General features: G+C 38.1%; 15 protein-coding genes. 4 read left to right on the top strand and 11 right to left on the bottom strand.

Annotated features, from left to right (window positions below; translation table 11 throughout):
- Positions 1–880: 880 nt before the first annotated feature.
- Complete coding sequence (locus tag ACFIK6_RS01130) at positions 881–1,441, top strand: SH3 domain-containing protein (RefSeq protein WP_375641412.1); 561 nt, start codon at positions 881–883, stop codon at positions 1,439–1,441.
- Between the two features lie 46 nt (positions 1,442–1,487).
- Here the strand turns inward: ACFIK6_RS01130 and irrA are convergent, their stop codons facing one another.
- Positions 1,488–2,000 (bottom strand): iron response transcriptional regulator IrrA, encoded by a 513-nt coding sequence (irrA, locus tag ACFIK6_RS01125; RefSeq protein WP_375641410.1) that lies wholly within the window; start codon positions 1,998–2,000, stop codon positions 1,488–1,490.
- Positions 2,001–2,231: 231 nt separating this feature from the next.
- Between irrA and fabA the strand changes: the two genes are divergently transcribed.
- The 3 genes from fabA to fabI are packed head-to-tail and all read left to right on the top strand — an operon-like array spanning position 2,232 to position 4,886.
- Positions 2,232–2,741: a 3-hydroxyacyl-[acyl-carrier-protein] dehydratase FabA gene (gene fabA, locus ACFIK6_RS01120; protein WP_273722474.1), complete on the top strand. Its 510-nt coding sequence runs from the start codon at positions 2,232–2,234 to the stop codon at positions 2,739–2,741.
- Between the two features lie 57 nt (positions 2,742–2,798).
- Positions 2,799–4,019 (top strand): beta-ketoacyl-ACP synthase I, encoded by a 1,221-nt coding sequence (fabB, locus tag ACFIK6_RS01115; RefSeq protein ID WP_375641409.1) that lies wholly within the window; start codon positions 2,799–2,801, stop codon positions 4,017–4,019.
- Between the two features lie 48 nt (positions 4,020–4,067).
- Complete coding sequence (fabI, locus tag ACFIK6_RS01110; protein ID WP_375641408.1) at positions 4,068–4,886, top strand: enoyl-ACP reductase FabI; 819 nt, start codon at positions 4,068–4,070, stop codon at positions 4,884–4,886.
- Between the two features lie 1,855 nt (positions 4,887–6,741).
- Here the strand turns inward: fabI and gpsA are convergent.
- From gpsA to rpsT, 10 genes are all read right to left on the bottom strand, one after another.
- Positions 6,742–7,749 (bottom strand): NAD(P)H-dependent glycerol-3-phosphate dehydrogenase, encoded by a 1,008-nt coding sequence (gene gpsA / locus ACFIK6_RS01105; RefSeq protein WP_375641406.1) that lies wholly within the window; start codon positions 7,747–7,749, stop codon positions 6,742–6,744.
- 405 nt (positions 7,750–8,154) lie between these two features.
- Positions 8,155–8,946 carry a cytochrome o ubiquinol oxidase subunit IV gene (gene cyoD / locus ACFIK6_RS01100; protein ID WP_375641405.1) on the bottom strand — a complete coding sequence of 264 codons (792 nt, stop codon included), beginning with the start codon at positions 8,944–8,946 and terminating at the stop codon, positions 8,155–8,157.
- Positions 8,946–9,614 carry a cytochrome (ubi)quinol oxidase subunit III gene (locus tag ACFIK6_RS01095; RefSeq protein ID WP_375641404.1) on the bottom strand — a complete coding sequence of 223 codons (669 nt, stop codon included), beginning with the start codon at positions 9,612–9,614 and terminating at the stop codon, positions 8,946–8,948. The genes cyoD and ACFIK6_RS01095 overlap by 1 nt, the downstream gene beginning before the upstream one ends.
- Entirely contained in the window at positions 9,611–11,629 is a 2,019-nt protein-coding gene (cyoB, locus tag ACFIK6_RS01090) for a cytochrome o ubiquinol oxidase subunit I (protein ID WP_375641403.1), read from the bottom strand. The genes ACFIK6_RS01095 and cyoB overlap by 4 nt, the downstream gene beginning before the upstream one ends.
- A 74-nt stretch (positions 11,630–11,703) precedes the next feature.
- Complete coding sequence (gene cyoA, locus ACFIK6_RS01085; RefSeq protein WP_375641442.1) at positions 11,704–12,675, bottom strand: ubiquinol oxidase subunit II; 972 nt, start codon at positions 12,673–12,675, stop codon at positions 11,704–11,706.
- A gap of 137 nt (positions 12,676–12,812) precedes the next feature.
- A complete protein-coding gene (gene aroQ, locus ACFIK6_RS01080) occupies positions 12,813–13,259 on the bottom strand; it encodes a type II 3-dehydroquinate dehydratase (RefSeq protein WP_375641401.1) in 447 nt (148 codons plus the stop codon).
- A gap of 54 nt (positions 13,260–13,313) precedes the next feature.
- On the bottom strand, positions 13,314–14,447 hold the full coding sequence (gene recF / locus ACFIK6_RS01075) for a DNA replication/repair protein RecF (RefSeq protein WP_375641441.1): 1,134 nt from the start codon (positions 14,445–14,447) through the stop codon (positions 13,314–13,316).
- Positions 14,448–14,468: 21 nt separating this feature from the next.
- Entirely contained in the window at positions 14,469–15,590 is a 1,122-nt protein-coding gene (dnaN, locus tag ACFIK6_RS01070) for a DNA polymerase III subunit beta (RefSeq protein WP_375641400.1), read from the bottom strand.
- Between the two features lie 187 nt (positions 15,591–15,777).
- Positions 15,778–17,349 (bottom strand): chromosomal replication initiator protein DnaA, encoded by a 1,572-nt coding sequence (gene dnaA / locus ACFIK6_RS01065; protein WP_375641440.1) that lies wholly within the window; start codon positions 17,347–17,349, stop codon positions 15,778–15,780.
- A gap of 708 nt (positions 17,350–18,057) precedes the next feature.
- Complete coding sequence (gene rpsT / locus ACFIK6_RS01060) at positions 18,058–18,324, bottom strand: 30S ribosomal protein S20 (protein WP_273790272.1); 267 nt, start codon at positions 18,322–18,324, stop codon at positions 18,058–18,060.
- Positions 18,325–18,354: the final 30 nt, after the last annotated feature.

The raw sequence follows: 18,354 nt of genomic DNA, 5'->3' as shown, positions 1-18,354 counted from the left end.
TTGATGGAAATATTTTTACAATTTAAATAGCGAGTTAAAGTTTTTAACGCATTGATTTATCACTATAAGTAATCGTTTTTCATATTAAGTAATAATTCTGAATCACGTAAAGTTTCTCAACACCTTCTCATATTGAATCAATGAAGATTATTTTCTTGTACATCATAAGCGGAATTCGTATGCAAATGGAATAAAAGCTATTTAAGAAAAAACAAAAATGCTTCTTATGAACACCCTAAATAATAGGAACTGCATAACATTGAAAGCTGATAAATAGAACGATGGAGCCACCTTATCTACCATACAGATAAGCATTATCATGGTATAAGATTATGGTATAGCAAATTTTATAAAATGGATTATCACGAAAAAGTGTCCTGTTAAAATTAGCCCTTCACATATCAACCTACTCTATAATGTTGCTCATATTTTTACGCTTAAATATTTTATTTATCGTATTATTTTGTCCATTCAAAACTTTTTTCATGCCACACGATACCCCCTTTACTGAACAGCTTTGTTCATAATATGCATACATGTACTTTTACTTCGAGAAACAAACTTAGAAAAGAGATGCAATACGTTAGCCCTAATTTCCTGTACAAAAACTGCTACGGCTCCAGACGGCTCCAGTATGCTTTACTGTTTTATCGCGCGTACAGCTACATAAAAATCCAATGTTTATTTATATCTATCCCCTCATAAACAAAATAAGCACTAAGAAATACAAACTTTTGTTTTCCTTATTTTGATATTTTTGTAGCAATTTGCTCATCGTTTAGATCTCTTTAACGAGCAGTGTGTCATACTTTTTATCAGTTTCCAGTCTTATCTTTCAGATTTTAAATTTCCAATATATGACGAAATAAAGGAGTTCGGTGTGCAAAATTCTCGTTGGTTTCGTATTTCAATACTCGCATCATGTATCTTAATAACAACAGTCATTGTATTGGGTTCACCTCATTTGTTGCATGCACAAACATTTAATCAAAATTTAGGGCCTAGTGGTTTACCACTTCCGCGATTTGCTTCTATTAAACCCACCAGCGTTAATGTACGCGTCGGACCAGGAAGCAACTATTCTATCATTTTTACCTACAAAAAGAAGGGATTACCTATTGAAATCATTCAAGAATATGATCAATGGCGCAAAATTCGTGATGCAGAAGGCGATGAGGGATGGGTGTATCAATCGCTTTTATCGGGAAAGCGAACCGCTATAACTATTCCATGGCAAAAAGATAAAACAAAAAGGCTGATGCTACGAAAAAACCCCACCGACAACGCAGAACTTGTGGCGGAAGTAGAACCTAATGTCATTGGTAATATCCGCCAATGTGATGGACAATGGTGCGAACTAAACATTAATAATACGCGCGGATGGCTTCAGCAACCCCAGTTATGGGGAATCTATCCTGATGAAAAAGTAAAAGGTTGGTGAACGCTCAAACTCATCAAGTTTAATTTTTATTCCTCATTGAATATCTTCACTGCCTATCACAAGATTGATTTTTTGGTTTCAATCGCACGATCAAATCAACATGTGAAATTTCCATACCTTCTGGTGGCTCAGGCAAATTTCTAATAATGGGAGCTTCTTCCAAATTGTAAGGAATATCAAGAATACGATTTTCGCCTTCTATATAAAAATGGTAGTGATCAGAGGTATTGGTATCAAACCAAGTTTTTGAGCCTTCTACGGCAATAATCCGTAATAATCCCGCTTCCGTAAATTGATGAAGCGTATTATAAACCGTTGCTAAAGATACAGGTACACCTGCCCTCACAGCTTCCTCATAGAGCTCTTCAGCAGTAATATGACGATTTCCTTGGGAAAAAATCATATGCGCAAGTTCCAACCGCTGACGTGTTGGACGCAAACCATTTTGACGCAAACGCTTTTCTAACATAGAAATGGAATAATATTGCACAATTTTTCCACACTCTTTTGTGAACTGTTGCTCTTCATTGATATCTAAATTGTCTGCACTCACTGACATATTACAAACCCAAATATATTCCTGCTAAATAAGATCAAAATACAAAAAAATGGGAATAGTATGGTGTAATCTTGTATTCCATTTTTAAATAATTACCTATGTAGAATACATAAAAAAAGGCTTTTGTCATTAAAAATGATATAAAATCATTTCCCTCTCTTTAAAATTTGCTCTAAAAGTAGGTTGAGAAAAGCGCAGAAATAAAGATATATGCAAATAAATGGAGTAACAATGGCTGAACAAAAGTCTCGCTACACTTATGAAGAGCTTCTAAGCTGCGCTCGCGGCGAAATGTTTGGTAGAGGTAATGCGCAATTGCCAGCACCGCCAATGTTGATGATTCATCGAATCACTCAAATTAGTGAAACTGATGGTAAATACGATAAAGGGATGGTTCGCGCCGAATTTGACATTACACCTGACATGTGGTTCTTTAATTGTCACTTTATAGGCGATCCCGTCATGCCAGGATGTCTCGGACTGGATGGTATGTGGCAATTAACAGGCTTTTTTCTTGGTTGGCTAGGCGAACCAGGAAAAGGAAGAGCGATATCAACAGGTGAAGTAAAGTTATCAGGGATGGTAACTCCACAAACCAAAATTCTTGAATATGAAATAGATTTTAAGCGTATTCGACGTGGAAATTTAGTCTTAGGAATAGCTGATGGGTGGTTAAAAGCAGATGGAGAGACTATTTATAAGGCGAATGATTTACGCGTTGCTTTATTCAAAGAAGATTGAACGTTATTTCCATTAGAAAGAACTTTTCACTATTCTGTATGGAACGAGGAGGTATGAATGCGTCGAGTTGTTGTAACCGGAATGGGAATTGTCTCCGCGATTGGAAATAACCCTGGAGCTGTTTTAACCAGTTTACGTGAAGCAAAATCCGGAATTTCTTACGCACCTCAATATGCCGAATTAGGCTTTCGTAGCAGAGTTTATGGCAAACCCGATATTAATATAGAAGAACTTGTAGATCGACGCGCTCTACGTTTTCATGGGCGTGGAACAGCATGGAATCACATCGCCATGGATCAGGCAATTGCTGATGCGGGTCTAGAACCGCATGAAGTATCGAATGAACACACGGGTATTATTATGGGTTCTGGAGGTGCTTCAACACATTCAATCGTTGAGGCTGCTGATATTACACGCCAAAAAGGTCCAAAACGTGTTGGACCTTTTGTTGTCCCTAAAGCGATGAGTTCTACAGCATCCGCAACACTTGCAACTTTCTTTAAAATAAAGGGGATCAATTATTCAATCTCTTCAGCTTGTGCTACCTCAAATCATTGTATTGGTAATGCTTACGAAATGATTCAATATGGTAAGCAGAAACGCGTCTTTGCGGGTGGCTGCGAAGATTTGGATTGGACACTATCTGTTTTATTCGATGCCATGGGCGCTATGTCCAGCAGATATAATGACATCCCTCACAAAGCTTCACGTGCTTATGATGTTAATCGTGATGGTTTTGTCATTGCTGGAGGGGCTGGTGTTTTAGTCCTTGAAGATTTAGAACTTGCTAAAGCACGTGGTGCAAAAATCTACGGAGAAATCGTTGGATACGGTGCAACATCCGATGGGCATGATATGGTTGCCCCATCAGGAGAGGGAGCGGAACGGTGCATGCGCATGGCCCTTGCAACAGTCAATAATAAAATTGATTATATCAATCCCCATGCGACAGCAACTCCTGTTGGTGATCCTCCTGAGATAGAAGCTATCCGTCGTGTCTTTGGAGCAGGTGATCAATGCCCCCCCATTTCCGCTACCAAATCTCTAACAGGACATTCCTTGGGTGCAGCTGGTGTTCAAGAAGCAATCTATACATTGTTAATGATGAATCATAATTTTATTTGTGAAAGTGCTCATATTGAAGAACTTGATCCAGCTTTTGCCGATATGCCAATTGTTCGTAAACGCCGCGATCATCAACAACTTAATACCGTGTTGTCAAATACTTTTGGCTTTGGCGGTACCAATGCAACGCTTGTTTTCCAACGCTATGAATAAACAAAAGTTCTTAGTAATTGAAAAAAGCACGGTCTTACGGAGAATAATATGAAAGGTTTGATGGAGGGCAAACGTGGCCTTATTATGGGAATTGCGAATGACCATTCAATTGCTTGGGGCATTGCCTGTCAGCTCGCACAAGCAGGAGCTGAATTAGCATTGACTTATCAAGGAAATGCTTTTGGAAAACGTGTTCAGCCTCTAGCAGATAAACTTGGCTGCAAATTAGTGCTAGAATGTGATGTTGAAAAAAGTGAAAATATTGACTACGTCTTTGAGCAACTTGAAAAAGAATGGGAAACTATTGATTTTATTGTCCATGCCATTGGTTTTTCAGATAAAAATCAGCTAAAAGGGCGTTACGTTGATGTTACAACACGTGAAAACTTTCAACGTACGATGGTTATTTCAGCGTATTCCTTTACTGAAATTGCTCAGCGTGCGAGTAAGCTTATGCCCAATGGAGGAACACTTTTAACTCTTACCTATGGTGCTTCACAGCAAGTTGTGCCTAATTATAACATCATGGGTGTTGCTAAAGCAGCTTTAGAAGCTATGGTCCGTTATTTAGCAGCGGACTTTGGTCCTCAAAATATCCGTGTCAATGCGATTTCCGCTGGTCCTGTTAGAACTTTAGCAGGTAATGGTATTGCAGCCGCACGGGCAATATTTTCACATCAACGCCGTAATGCCCCATTACGGCGTACCGTAAATATTCATGAAATTGGAAAATCTGCTCTTTATTTACTCTCTGACTTATCATCAGGTGTTACAGGTGAAATCCATTATGTTGATTCAGGCTATAACATCATGTCTATGCCAATACTTGAAGAACTGAAAAAAAGTGATGATACTCAGGAAGGATAAAAATCATCGCACTTAGAAAAATATGACGTAAGTCACCTGTGGGGGGCTTTATAAGAATAAGTGTAATACAAAACCAGATATATGATGCCTTGTTTTGCAAATTATTTTATAAAAAATCCGAATGTTTTTTCAATCCATGGTTGATAAATTTTGTATTTTATGACGTTATTTACTTTACTAAAGCATATGCTTTTGCCGTTGCTTATAAATCAATATCCAGCCCTCATGCCACCGCAGTTTGAAACAGAGATTAGAGAATTATTAAAATCCTTAGTCTCAGCTTTTGTATACCAAATTGAAAAAAATATTGCCTACCGTTTGGTTTATTCTTGAAACGGAAATACAATCTAATTTAGGAAGAATATGAAGGCGTCAACAAATCAATCATTAGCCTTACTATTATTCTTTAATGAGGCTTTACGGTTTTCAAAGCATCCGCATCAATATTTTTTTAATAATAGAGGTTACGCTTTACCTCACACCTTTATTTTTCTCATTTTTTAATGAAAGCATTTCTCTAATGTGTCAGATAAAAGAGAACGCCCAAAAACACTACAGTTGTTGCTCCTTCATGCATTTTTTAAAGATATCTCTCAATGCACGCCATTCCATTTCACAATGGTATCTGTAGATACGTATAAAAAATCCCTGTGAAGTACATCAAATCCTTTTTGCACCACCATTTTAATGTTTATACAGATGACAAACCGACACCATCATTTTACTTGCCATATTCTAATGTTGAAACAACTCTTGATACGTGAGATGATCCATTAGAAGTATTTTTAATAATTTTTATCCACATACTAACCCGCTTGTGACAAGAAAACACATATTTTTTAATTAACTCAATACAAAAATAAAATGAATTATTCATATAAATCAATTTGTTATCTTTATAATCACATTTTTTTCAGTTTAGATGACAGCCACAAACAAGTACAATAACATTTTTTCAATCTTAGACTTTTAAAGTTGTAATTCCAAAAATCATTTCTTGCATATAAAAAACAGAATTGACATGTGAGAAAATAAAAGGCGTAAATATCTCTACTGAACAACTTCAATTGCCAAGAACTGTCTCAACATCGAGGGGGTAATGATGCTCGGCTTCCTCCTTCATAAACGTAAAGATGGGGATGCGCACAATGGCTTTATCGCTACACTATTCACGGTCCCCGTCACGAATTGGGCTTTAGAGTTTTAAGAGAGGTCTCTTTAAAATAAACGCGTGAATATACAACAACAATCGGGTTTTTTGGGCATTCTATTTTACCTGACACATCAGAGAAATGCTTTCATTAGAAAATGAAAAAATAAAGGTGTGAGATAATCTCCATTATTTAAAAGATATTGCTTTCGATAGCGTAAAACTGAATTTAAAAATAATTGTAAAGATGAGAATTGGTTTTTATCTTTAAAATTCCATCTTCTTCCCAAATTAGATTGTCTTCTTGTTTTAAAGAATTACAAAAACAGAGATACACAATATCCCTGCCCCGATATTCTTAGCTTATACGTTACATAAATAAGATGCTTCTACCTAATGAGTCTTGTATTATTTTGTTTGCAAATATCATTGTGAGATGAATTTAAGAGACAATCAAAATATCTTGTTCATTACATTACATAAACATGCGTAAGTGGAAACGATAATCTATTTTCAAAGAGATAGCTCTTAGACAAAAGCCAAAACTTTTATATTTCAGCCATGTTTTATAAAGAATCGAATGATATGAATCTATAATTTGCTGGAATATGACTGCCTTATACAACCATCAATACAATCTATTTTATATGCTTCATAACATGTTTCTATTTTTTACGATTGGAATTATTTTTTAAAAACAAAATATCAGTGTATTTCGTCCTTGAGGGCGCGGCTTAGTAATGTGTTTGCCGCTTCAGTTATGTTTTTACCACAATAGAGAATTTGATAAATTTGTTCTACAATGGGCATTTCCACCCCAATACGCTGCGCCAATGTATGTACTTCCTTGGTATTTAAGTACCCTTCCACAACCTGACCAATTTGTTTTTCCGCTTCTTTTATATCTATTCCTTTACCAAGAAGTATTCCAAAACGGCGATTACGCGACTGATTATCAGTACATGTCAAAACCAGATCACCTAAGCCTGTCATTCCCATAAATGTGGAAAGCTCAGCACCCATAGCTCCTCCTAAACGACTGATTTCAGCTAATCCTCGTGTGATGAGAGCTATTCGTGCATTTGCCCCAAATCCCATGCCATCTGATATTCCTGCACCAATAGCAATAACATTTTTGACTGCTCCCCCTAATTGAACACCAATCATATCTGAACTTTTATAAACTCTAAAACTTTTGTCACAATGAAAAAGTTGCTGCAATTCTTTACCAAACTCAACATCAGAAGCTGCTATCGTCATTGCAGTAGGCCAACCAATAGCGAGTTCTTGAGCAAAAGTTGGTCCAGAAAAAACAGCTAAAGGAATTTTTTCACCTAAAATCTCACGAGCAACCTCTTGTAAGAAACGTCCAGTACCATGTTCTAAACCTTTTGTAGCCCAAATAACGCGTGAATGCTGATCTAAATAAGGCTGAATATTATACAAAACTTGATGAAATACATGGCTTGGAACAGCGATTAATATATTGTGACTTGCTGCTATTGCAGTTTCAAGCGAAGCTTCAAGTAATAAATTTTCAGGAAATCGAATATCAGGTAAATATACTTGATTACAGCGTTGTTCCTGTAATTCTTGGATATGTTGAGGACTATATCCCCAAAGTAAAACATTATGACCATTACGGGCAAGAGCTATCGCTAATGCAGTACCAAAAGAACCAGCACCAATAACTGTCATTACAACGGGTTTCATTAAGTTTTCTGATTATTCTCTAAATTTTTGATTTAAATGGCATATTATTATTGCAAATAACTTTAATGGTATCTTTAATATAAATCCTGTAAATCATAAAAACGTTACTGCTTCGTAGCTTTTTTTATCTTATACAACATAAAAACTTGTTTTTCACATTCTCTCTCTTTGTAGTGAATTGTATAAATATCACTTTTTGTATATTCTACAAAGAGCTATTTGTCTCAAAAATTAAAGCTTAACTCAATACCCCATGGAATTTCTCTTTTATAAAATAAAAGTACATTCAAAATAATGATACTACTCATTTCATTGATATCTTGTACCTACCCCCTCTTTAATATCCCACGAATTTCTTGTAAGAGCTGATACATGCCGCATCAGCTCCACAGATATTTCTAACCACTACTCTTCTACAGGAGTTTGCGTACTTAAACCCTGCCCCATAGGCATTTCTGAACCAGGTGCTTGATCTACAGGAGTTTGCGTACTTAGACCCTGCCCCATAGGTATTTCTGAACCAGGTGCTTGATCTACAGGAGTTTGCGTACTTAGACCCTGCCCCATAGGCATTTCTGAACCAGGTGCTTGATCCACAGGAGTTTGCGTACTTAGACCCTGCCCCATAGGCATTTCTGAACCAGGTGCTTGATCCACAGGAGTTTGCGTACTTAGACCCTGCCCCATAGGAACTTCTGAACCAGGTGCTTGATCCACAGGAGTTTGTGTACTTGCACCTTGCTCCATCGAAACTTCTGAGCCCTGTATCTTTTCTGGCTGTTTTCTTACGGACATGTCTTTGTCTGATAACTGCTCAGATACTGAAGAATCATCTCCACTTGATATTTCCGGTTCAATAACACGTCCTGAACCACCCATCATATTATAATTCAAATGAGAAATAGCCCACCAAGTTCCCCCAATAATAACAAAAACGCAAATAGCAGCAAACCACAATGCGCTTAAATTCCACTTGGCATCTGGACCAGAATTCAAGTGCAAAAAGAAAACAATTTGTACTATAATCTGAATAATCGCCATCCCAATAAGATACGCAACCTTCGTACTAACTGCCCAACTTTCCATCATTCCATACATCACAGGAATAAAAGAACCCAAAGTGAAAAATACAGCCAGAATAAAGCCAACTAAATAGGAACCAGTACTGGGACCATGTGTTTCATTTTGCACGCTCATCACAACGCTCCTAATAGATAAACCATGGTGAAAACACCAATCCATACAATATCAAGTAAATGCCAAAAAATGGAAAGGCATGCTAAACGTGTTTTATTGTTCTGATCCAAACCATTACGACGAAGATGAAAAAACATCACTATCATCCAGAGAAGACCAACACTTACATGAAGACCGTGGGTACCAACTAAAGCAAAAAACGCTGACCAATATGCAGATAGAACTTCTCGTCCAAAAAGCTGTAAACCTGTTGCAGGATCAATACCTGCATAAGCATTAGGATCGTAATAGAATACCTCGTTCAAAAGTTCATGAAATTCGTAAATTTCCATTCCAATAAAGCAAAACCCCAATACAAAGGTAATAGCCATCCATAAACGAACACCACTGATGTTATTTTTATGTGCTTGTACCATTGCAAAGCCATAAGTGACGGATGAAAACAACAAGAAAGCAGTCTCAACCAAAACAAACTTTAAATCTATAAACTCATTGCCCGCTTTACCACCGCCATAAGAAGCAGAAAATACAGCAAAACTTGAAAACAGTGTTGAAAACAGGATCAAGTCTGAAAGAATATAGACCCAAAAACCAAACGTCATTACCGAACTACTATCGTGGTGAAGTTCATCTATAGTACTCGCGTTATTCATTGTCACCGCGCTCATACTGCTACTCCTTGTTCTTTAAGAACAGCTGTAAAAGCGTCCTCTGTTTTCTGCACTTCTTCAGCTGGAATATAGTAACCATGATGATCGCCTGTTAACGAATGACACACAATCGTTGCAACAAAACCAATCAATCCAATCGCAACAAGCCACCAAATATGCCAAACAAGGGCGAAACCGACAACCAATGAAAAGAATCCTGCAATAATTCCAGCGGACGTATTTGATGGCATATGAATTTTTGCAAATCCACTTGTCGGACGCTGATAACCATTCTTCTTCATATTCCAATAAGCATCATCAGATTGTACCTCTGGAAGTATTGCAAAATTGTAAGAAGGAGGCGGTGAAGAGATAGACCATTCAAGTGTTCGTGCATCACCCCAAGGATCACCTATTATCACCGGTAAGCATCCTTTATGTTTAATACCGTACCAAACCGCCAAAACAACTTGCAGCACAAAACAAAGGATACCGAGCAAGATAATAATAGCACCCAATGCAGCAATCATAAACATTGGTTGCCAACTAGGTTCCATGTAATGCTGGAGACGACGCGTCGCCCCCATTAAACCAAGTGCGTAGACTGGGAAAAAGGCAAGGTAAAAACCAATAAACCAACACCAGAAAGATGCAATACCCAATGCCCGATTCGGTTTATAACCGAAAACTTTTGGAAACCAAAATGCAATCCCCGCTAAGTACGCAAAAACGACCCCCCCAATAATTGTATGATGGAAATGCGCTACCAAAAACAACGAATTATGAAACTGCCAATCAGCAGGCACAATAGACAACAAAACACCTGTCAACCCACCACCAACAAATGTAAAAATCATTCCCATGCACCAAAGCATTGGAGGCTCAAAGCGAATCCGCCCCTTATACATGGTCAGCAGCCAATTAAAGACTTTAACACCTGTTGGAACCGCAATAATCATCGTTGCAATACCAAAGAAAGTATTCACAGCTTCACCGCCACCCATTGTAAAGAAGTGATGCCCCCAAACAAGCATAGAAAGAATCAAAATAACCAACATTGCCCATACCATTGAGGTATAACCAAAGAGACGTTTTGAAGAAAAAGTTGATACAACCTCAGAAACGATTCCAAAAGCAGGAACAACTAAAACATAAACTTCAGGATGACCAAAAATCCAAACATAGTTAATCCACACCATTGGATTTCCACCAGCAACATTGGTAAAGAAATTCATGCCCAAATAACGATCACACGCCAACAATGCAAATGCTACAGCTAAGACAGGGTAAATAACTAAAATAAGAACATTGCTGACAAAAGCACTCCAACAAAAAATAGGCATTCTCATCATTGTCATTCCAGGAGCACGCATTTTAATCATCGTTGCAATAAAATTCACTGATCCCATTGTTGTTGCAATACCAGAAAGCTGAAGTGACCATAAATAATAATCTACCCCTGTATCTGGACTCGTTTGCAATTCTGTAAAAGGTGGATACATCAACCAACCACCACGACCAAAATTCCCAACACCTAAGGATATGTTAATCAATATCGCCCCTGCAGCCGTAATCCAAAAACCTAGATTATTTGCAAAGGGAAAAGCAACATCACGCGCACCAATTTGAAGCGGTATAAGATAATTAAAAAGACCAAATAAAATAGGCGTGGCCATGAAAAAAATCATGATCGTACCATGTGCTGAAAAAATTTGATCGAAATGCTCAGGAGGTAAATAACCCGCTGTTTCACTCCCAAGAGCAAAAGCTTGATGTGTCCGCATCATAATCGCATCCGCAAAACCACGAACAAGCATGATAATGCCAAGCACGATATACATAATTCCTATGCGTTTATGGTCAACCGTTGTGATCCAATTTCGCCATAAAATCCCCCACCACCCAAGTGCTGTTAGAGCAATAACAGCAATTAAACCAACTAAAACAATTGCAATACATGTATACAAAACGATCGGTTCATGTGCAAGCGCATGAAAAGCACCTGCCGTAGGATCTGTAAGTCTTCCAAACATTTCTCAACCCATTTCAAATGAAATTCAAGTTTAAAAGAAACCTTTGTTAAAAGGCTCTTTACTTTATTAACTCTTTAAATAACATCAGGATCAAATACTGAACATAGCGCACCCCACAGTGTCTGAGCAGCGGCACGCTTCATTAAATCTTCATTACATACCGTCTTTTCATCGACACATCGATTAACAACACGATAGTAAAGCCGCTTCTCAACAGGTGCAAAATAACGAACTTCAGCATCCTTTTCCTTCGCAGCAATATCACCCATACGAGGCGCAATAGAAAGTTGACGATAAGATGCGCGATTAAGTACTTGACCATTAGCCCGAGCTTTTACAATCCAATCTTCAAAGTTCTGAGAAGAAACGGAATGCCACTTAAACCGCATACTCGCAAAACCATCGCCACTGTAATTTGCTGAAGCTCCTTTGAATACGCCTTGCTCTTCAGCGACCAAATGCAACTTAGCATTCATCTGTGGCATAGCGTAAAGAACTGTACCCAATTTGGGAACCCAAAAAGCATTAACAGAATTCTCTGACGTCAATTGCAATAAAACTTGACGTCCTTCAGGCGCATAAATCTCATTAATCGATGCAACACCATATTCAGGATAAATAAAAAGCCATTTCCAATCAAGAGCAACAGCATCAATCTGTAATGGCGTTCCTTCACCCACAACTTCCACTGGAAGAGGATTTGTAGGTTCAAGCTTATAGGTATAATAAGCTGTTAATGAACCTAAAACCATTACAATTACAACTGGAATACCCCACATCAATGCTTCAATTTTATTTGAATGCGCCCAATCAGGAGAATAGTCCGCTTTCATATTCGATGCACGATATTTTATAGCTAAAAATACCACACTCACCATAACTGGGATGACAATACAAAGCATCACCACCACACAAACAACGATCAAAATGAGCTGTTGACGTGCAACATAACCTGATGGCTGCATAACATCAATTTTACAACCAGACAAAAGCAGTGCTCCCCCTAAAATCACAAGCATTTCTAATTGTCTAACAAAGCTTTTCACCTTCACTTACCCCCGTCATACGCACTAAAAATTGTCATAAATACACACCTCACATTGTACAGATTTGAAAATAATTATCAAGAGAATTCAATGCCTATATTACTCTTATCAAACGCTTACTCTTTATCTATCACAATTTAATTTGTTTTGCTTAATTGTTTTGCAATATACTCAAGTGCAAACCAATATCCATCACCTCCACACCCAGTTATGATAGCGTCTACACCTGCAGATGTATAAGAATGGTGACGAAAAGCTTCACGCTGATAAATATGAGATAAATGAACTTCTACTTTCGGCCCTGAAAACATTTTTAGGGCATCAAGAAGTGCAACAGATGTATGACTGTAAGCCGCTGGGTTAATGATCAATCCAGAACTTGTCTCTATTGCCTCTTGTATCCATGCTACTAATTGCCCTTCACAGTTACTTTGATAAAAATTTATTATAATATCATTTTTTTTTGCCCATTCTCTGCATCTTTTTTCAATATCTTCTAAAGTTTCAGTTCCATAAATTTCTGGCTCACGTTGACCTAGAAAATTTAAATTAGGACCATTTAAAATCGTTATCATCTCAGACATAGCAAGCCTTTTCTTTCAGACCTATCACTTATTAAAAAAATATTTAGCATGTTTTTATGGCAATAAAGCTCCATCCTTAATCTCAAAGAATTCTGCGCGTCCTTTTAAATCATCAAATAAAAGACGATCTGTTCCTGTCATAAATGTTTGTACAGCTAAATCATCAAGAATATCAAATAAAGCAGCACGTCGATGCGAATCAAGATGGGCCGCCATTTCATCAAGAAGAAGAATGGGAGATCTTTCCGATATCATACCTGTTAGACGTGCATGACACAAAACTAAACCTGTCAGCAGCGCTTTTTGTTCACCTGTTGAACAAGAGGCAGCTCCCATATTTTTATCAGCATAAAAAACCTGTAAATCCGCACGATGTGGTCCTTCTAACGTCCTACCAGCAGCACGATCCATTGCGCGATTATGCCGTAATCGATCACAAAATTGTTCTTCAACTTCAGTTGCTGATATTTCACTAAGAGCTGTTTCCAAAAAGCCATCAATTTGCAAAAAAGCTCGTGGAAAAGGTATCTGTGATGGCATTTGTGTAAACATGTCATTTAAAAGACGAATAACATCAACACGCGCCGCAGAAATAGCTGTCGCCAGTTCTGCCATCTGCTTTTCTAAAGCATCAAACCAAGCGCAATCTTCATTTCCGTCTAAAAACAAACGATTACGTGCGCGCATAGCTCTATCATAATCGGCTATGCGGCGCCTATGCAAAGGATCAATTGCCAAAACCATACGATCCAAAAAACTACGGCGCTCAAGCGAAGGACCTGTAAAAAGACCATCCATAGATGGTGTTAGGACACTAATATGACAATAATCTGTTAGGCAATCACCCGACTCGTTCACACCATTAATATGGACCTTTCGACTGTTATCGCTAACCTCAAAAGCTGTACCAATCTTTACTTCACCATAAAGGGCACATTCAAGACGCGCAAATACAACAAATCCTCCACCACTACCATCTACAAAGCTAACGTCGGAATAAACAGCACGTCGCAAACCACGACCAGGAGACAGAAAAGATAACGCCTCTAAAAGATTCGTCTTACCAGCACCGTTATGGCCAGTAAAAACCACATGCTGACCAGAAAAATGAATATTGAAAAAAGAATAATTGCGATAACGTAAAAGCTTCAGCTGCCTTACTGCTACTTTGTGCACATGACTAACCATGCATTGCAAAACAATAGCCCCTTAAACGCGAATAGGCATCAGTACATAGAGCACATCCGCATCATCATTATCACGAATCAGAGCTGGTGCTCCGGCCTCAGCCAACATAAAAACCATCTCATCGCTTGAAAGCTGCCCAGCAATATCCAAAAGATAACGTGAATTAAACCCTATCTCAAGCGGTTCAGATGCATAAGTTGCTGATAATTGATCTTCTGCACTGCCTGAATCTGGGCTATTAACAACAAGCTTTAACTGTCCATGCTCAATCGTTAATTTAACTGCACGCCCCCGATCACTTGAAATTGTTGAAACACGATCAACTGCAGAAGAAAAGTCCTGCCTATTAACAATTAATTCTTTATCATTTCCAAGAGGGATAACACGTTGATAGTCCGGAAATGTTCCATCAATTAATTTTGATGTAAAAATCACAGAACCTATAGAAAAACGAATTTTTGTCTCTGAAAGCTCTATACATACATCGCTATCATTTTCTTCTGAAAGAAGTTTTTGCAATTCTCCTACAGCTTTACGGGGAACAATAACACCGGGCATTCCCTCAACTCCTGAAGGAGCCTCCATCTCAACTTGTGCCAAACGATGACCATCAGTTGCAACCAAACGCAATTTCAAAACATCATCATTAATAATATGGAAATAAATACCATTAAGATAATAACGAGTTTCTTCAGTAGAAATAGCAAATTGTGTACAATCAAGTAAATGTTTTAAGCCTGATGCCGATAGAGAAAAACGATAACCAAACTGCCCAGGAAGCGACTCTGGAAAATCTGCCTTCGGAAGACATTGAAGCTGAAAATGTGCACAACCCGAAACAACGGACATTGTACCTGCTTGATTCTCATCGACGGATAATACAACTTCATTGCTATCAGGAAGTTTACGAATGATATCATAGAGCAAATGTGCTGGAACAGTTGTTGCTCCAGCTTGTTTAACATTAACTGCGAAAGATTCCGTAACCTCTAAATCAAGGTCTGTTGCTTTTAACTGCACACGGCCATTTTCTGCATTAATCAGCACATTCGATAAAATAGGAACAGTATTACGGCGCTCTACCACACGGTGAACCCGACCAAGAGACTTGAGAAATTGACTGCGATCAACTGTAATACGCATAAAAGCCCCGTATGATTTACTAAAAACTATAAGAATTCTTTAGGATTAAAGAATAGACCCTCTTTAAAGAATCGCCTGCTAGAGTTTATTAAACCTCTCTTAAAATGGCAAGTCACTCCTGCATAAGAAAAAATAAATCTTTTCATTAAATTCTTTAAAGTATCCCCACAAAAAGAAATGATAAACACTATACAGCTTGTTCTCCAATCAACCGCTTCAGCAATTCAAGTTCCTTAGCCAAGGTCTGATCACCACAAACCAAATCTTCAATTTTACGCACAGCGTGTAAAACTGTTGTATGATCACGCCCACCAAAACGGCGTCCAATTTCTGGCAATGAGCGAGGAGTTAATACTTTTGCTAAATACATTGCAACTTGCCGTGGCTTCACAACCGTACGTGTTCGACGATTAGATAACAAGTCCTGTTTAGAAACATTATAATGGCGTGCTACCGTACGCTGAATTTCTTCAATCCGAATACGCTTAGGTTCACCAGGACGTGTCAAGTGACCTAATAACTCATCAATCCGCTCTAAAGATAAATCAGACTCAAAAGATTGACGAAACAAGAGCTGATTAAACGCACCTTCAATATCACGCCCCGACCCTAAAACCGTTTTCGCAATATATTCCAAGATATCATCAGAAATTGATACCATGCCATCATCTTGTTGCGCCACCTTCAACCGCTGGCGCAACATTTGCAAACGCATTTCATAATCTGGTGCTTCAATTTCAAGAGCTACCCCTCCCTGAAGACGAGAACGAACGCGAAGATCAAGCGATTCTAATTCTGCTGGTGGACGATCTGCAGCGACAACAACCTGTTTTGCACTATCAAGCAACATATTAAGCAAATGGCAAAACTCATGTTGTATCGACTTACCCTGCAAAAACTGCATATCATCAATAATCAAAAGGTCGATATCACGAAGCTGTTCTTTAAAAGAAAGAGCATCATTATCACGAATAGCTGTTGCAAAACGCCACATAAAATATTCAGCAGTTAAATAAATAACGCGCGCAGACGTTAAACGCTTCAATGCAGAAGCAGCAATCGCTTGAAGCAAATGTGTTTTTCCTAAACCAACAGATGCGTGAATAAAAAGAGGATTAAAACGTAAAGCACTTTTATGTCCCTCCGCAATTGAACGCGCAGCTGCTAAAGCAACGCGATTAGAAGCCCCCTCAACAAAACTTTCAAAAGTATAGCGAGAATCAAGTGGAGATCCAAAAACTCCCGTTTGAGAACTCTTAGCTGAATGCTCTGCGCAACTTTCAACAAAAGATGAAGCCGCCTGCTCCTCTAACACAACAGAAGGAACACTTCTTTTACAAACGACATCTCTTGAAACACGTTCCATACCACGAACAATAACCTCAACACGAAGAATTGCTGAATTCTCTTGTTTCCATAAATGAGTCAAAAGAGAACCATAGTGATTATTAATCCATGAGCGTAAAAAGGCAGTAGGAACAGAAAGCTTTACAAGAGTATGACTATATTCAGCAAGCTTCACACGTCCAAACCAACTGGTATAAGCCTCAACACCAACCTGCACCTTTAATTGCGCCATAACACGTATAAAAGCCGCCGCACTTTCCTCCTCTGAAACAATAGAATGCCTTATAGAAGCATTTCTACAAACGTTCTCATCACTCTCCGTCATCCTATTCTTTATTATGTTCTCTGCCGACAGGATATTTACCGAAACCCTTTTTAAGGAACTAGCTTTAGAGTTCAATTTATCCACCATCTTCCATCCTGATAAAAATAAAATTTTGTCCTGCCAAACAGCTAAAATAAATCTAGCCAAGGCAAAACGCCCTACCCCAAATAAGATTACTCACCCTCCCCTAGGATAGCCTCATCACAACCCCACTAACAAAGATGACCAATAAGATTTACTTGCACTCATGATATGACCCACCCTTCTAAAAATGGTAAACATATCCATTAAGAAAACTAAAAAACCGTCAGAAAACCTCTCCAACACAAAAGTTTCGAAAAGTCTAAATCAAGACATCTTGTATTCAAAAAAATACAGAATAATGCGCTGATGTAACCCCTTCATGCCTTTTAGTCTTAGTCTTCATAAGAACCATACAAAACAGCAGAGGTAAAATGCAAGAGGTCAAAATAAAATCAAAAAACCCGAAAAAAATGCTTATATTAATGAGGACTGAAAAAAATATTGATTCAATTCATTTTTTTTCTCTAAATTTACCAATAATTAAAGAATCTCTTCAGATTTAAAAAAAAAAATAAAATGCTTGACAAAAAAGACTCTGTACAAATCCACAAAGCTTGTGGATAACCATACCCCCCCCTATAAACTTTCTCTCCTTTTTCAAGTGGAGAATCATCACCGATTCTTATTTTCAATAGAAACTTTTTGAAATAATAAACAAAAAGCCAGCATCCTCATGGATACTGGCTTTATTCTCAATAAAGAAGAAAAAGCTTAAACGCTGAGAGCCTTCAAACGTTTAGCTAAACGCGATACTTTCCTCGCAGCAGCATTTTTATGAAAAACCCCTTTAGAAACTGCACGCATAATTTCAGGCTCAAAATTCTTAAATGCAATCTCTGCAGATGCCTTATCGCCACCCGCTAAAGCATCATCAAACTTACGTATAAAGGTACGAACGCGTGAACGGCGGGCTTTATTAACCTGTGTGCGTGCCGCAACCTTGCGCACCGCTTTTCGAGCAGAAGGTGTATTCGCCATAAATATAATCTCTCTTTCAACACCTTGGTA

The organism is Bartonella sp. AS69XJJH (assembly GCF_042195585.1).
Lineage (GTDB): Bacteria > Pseudomonadota > Alphaproteobacteria > Rhizobiales > Rhizobiaceae > Bartonella.
This window is presented reverse-complemented; position numbering and strand designations above follow the sequence as displayed.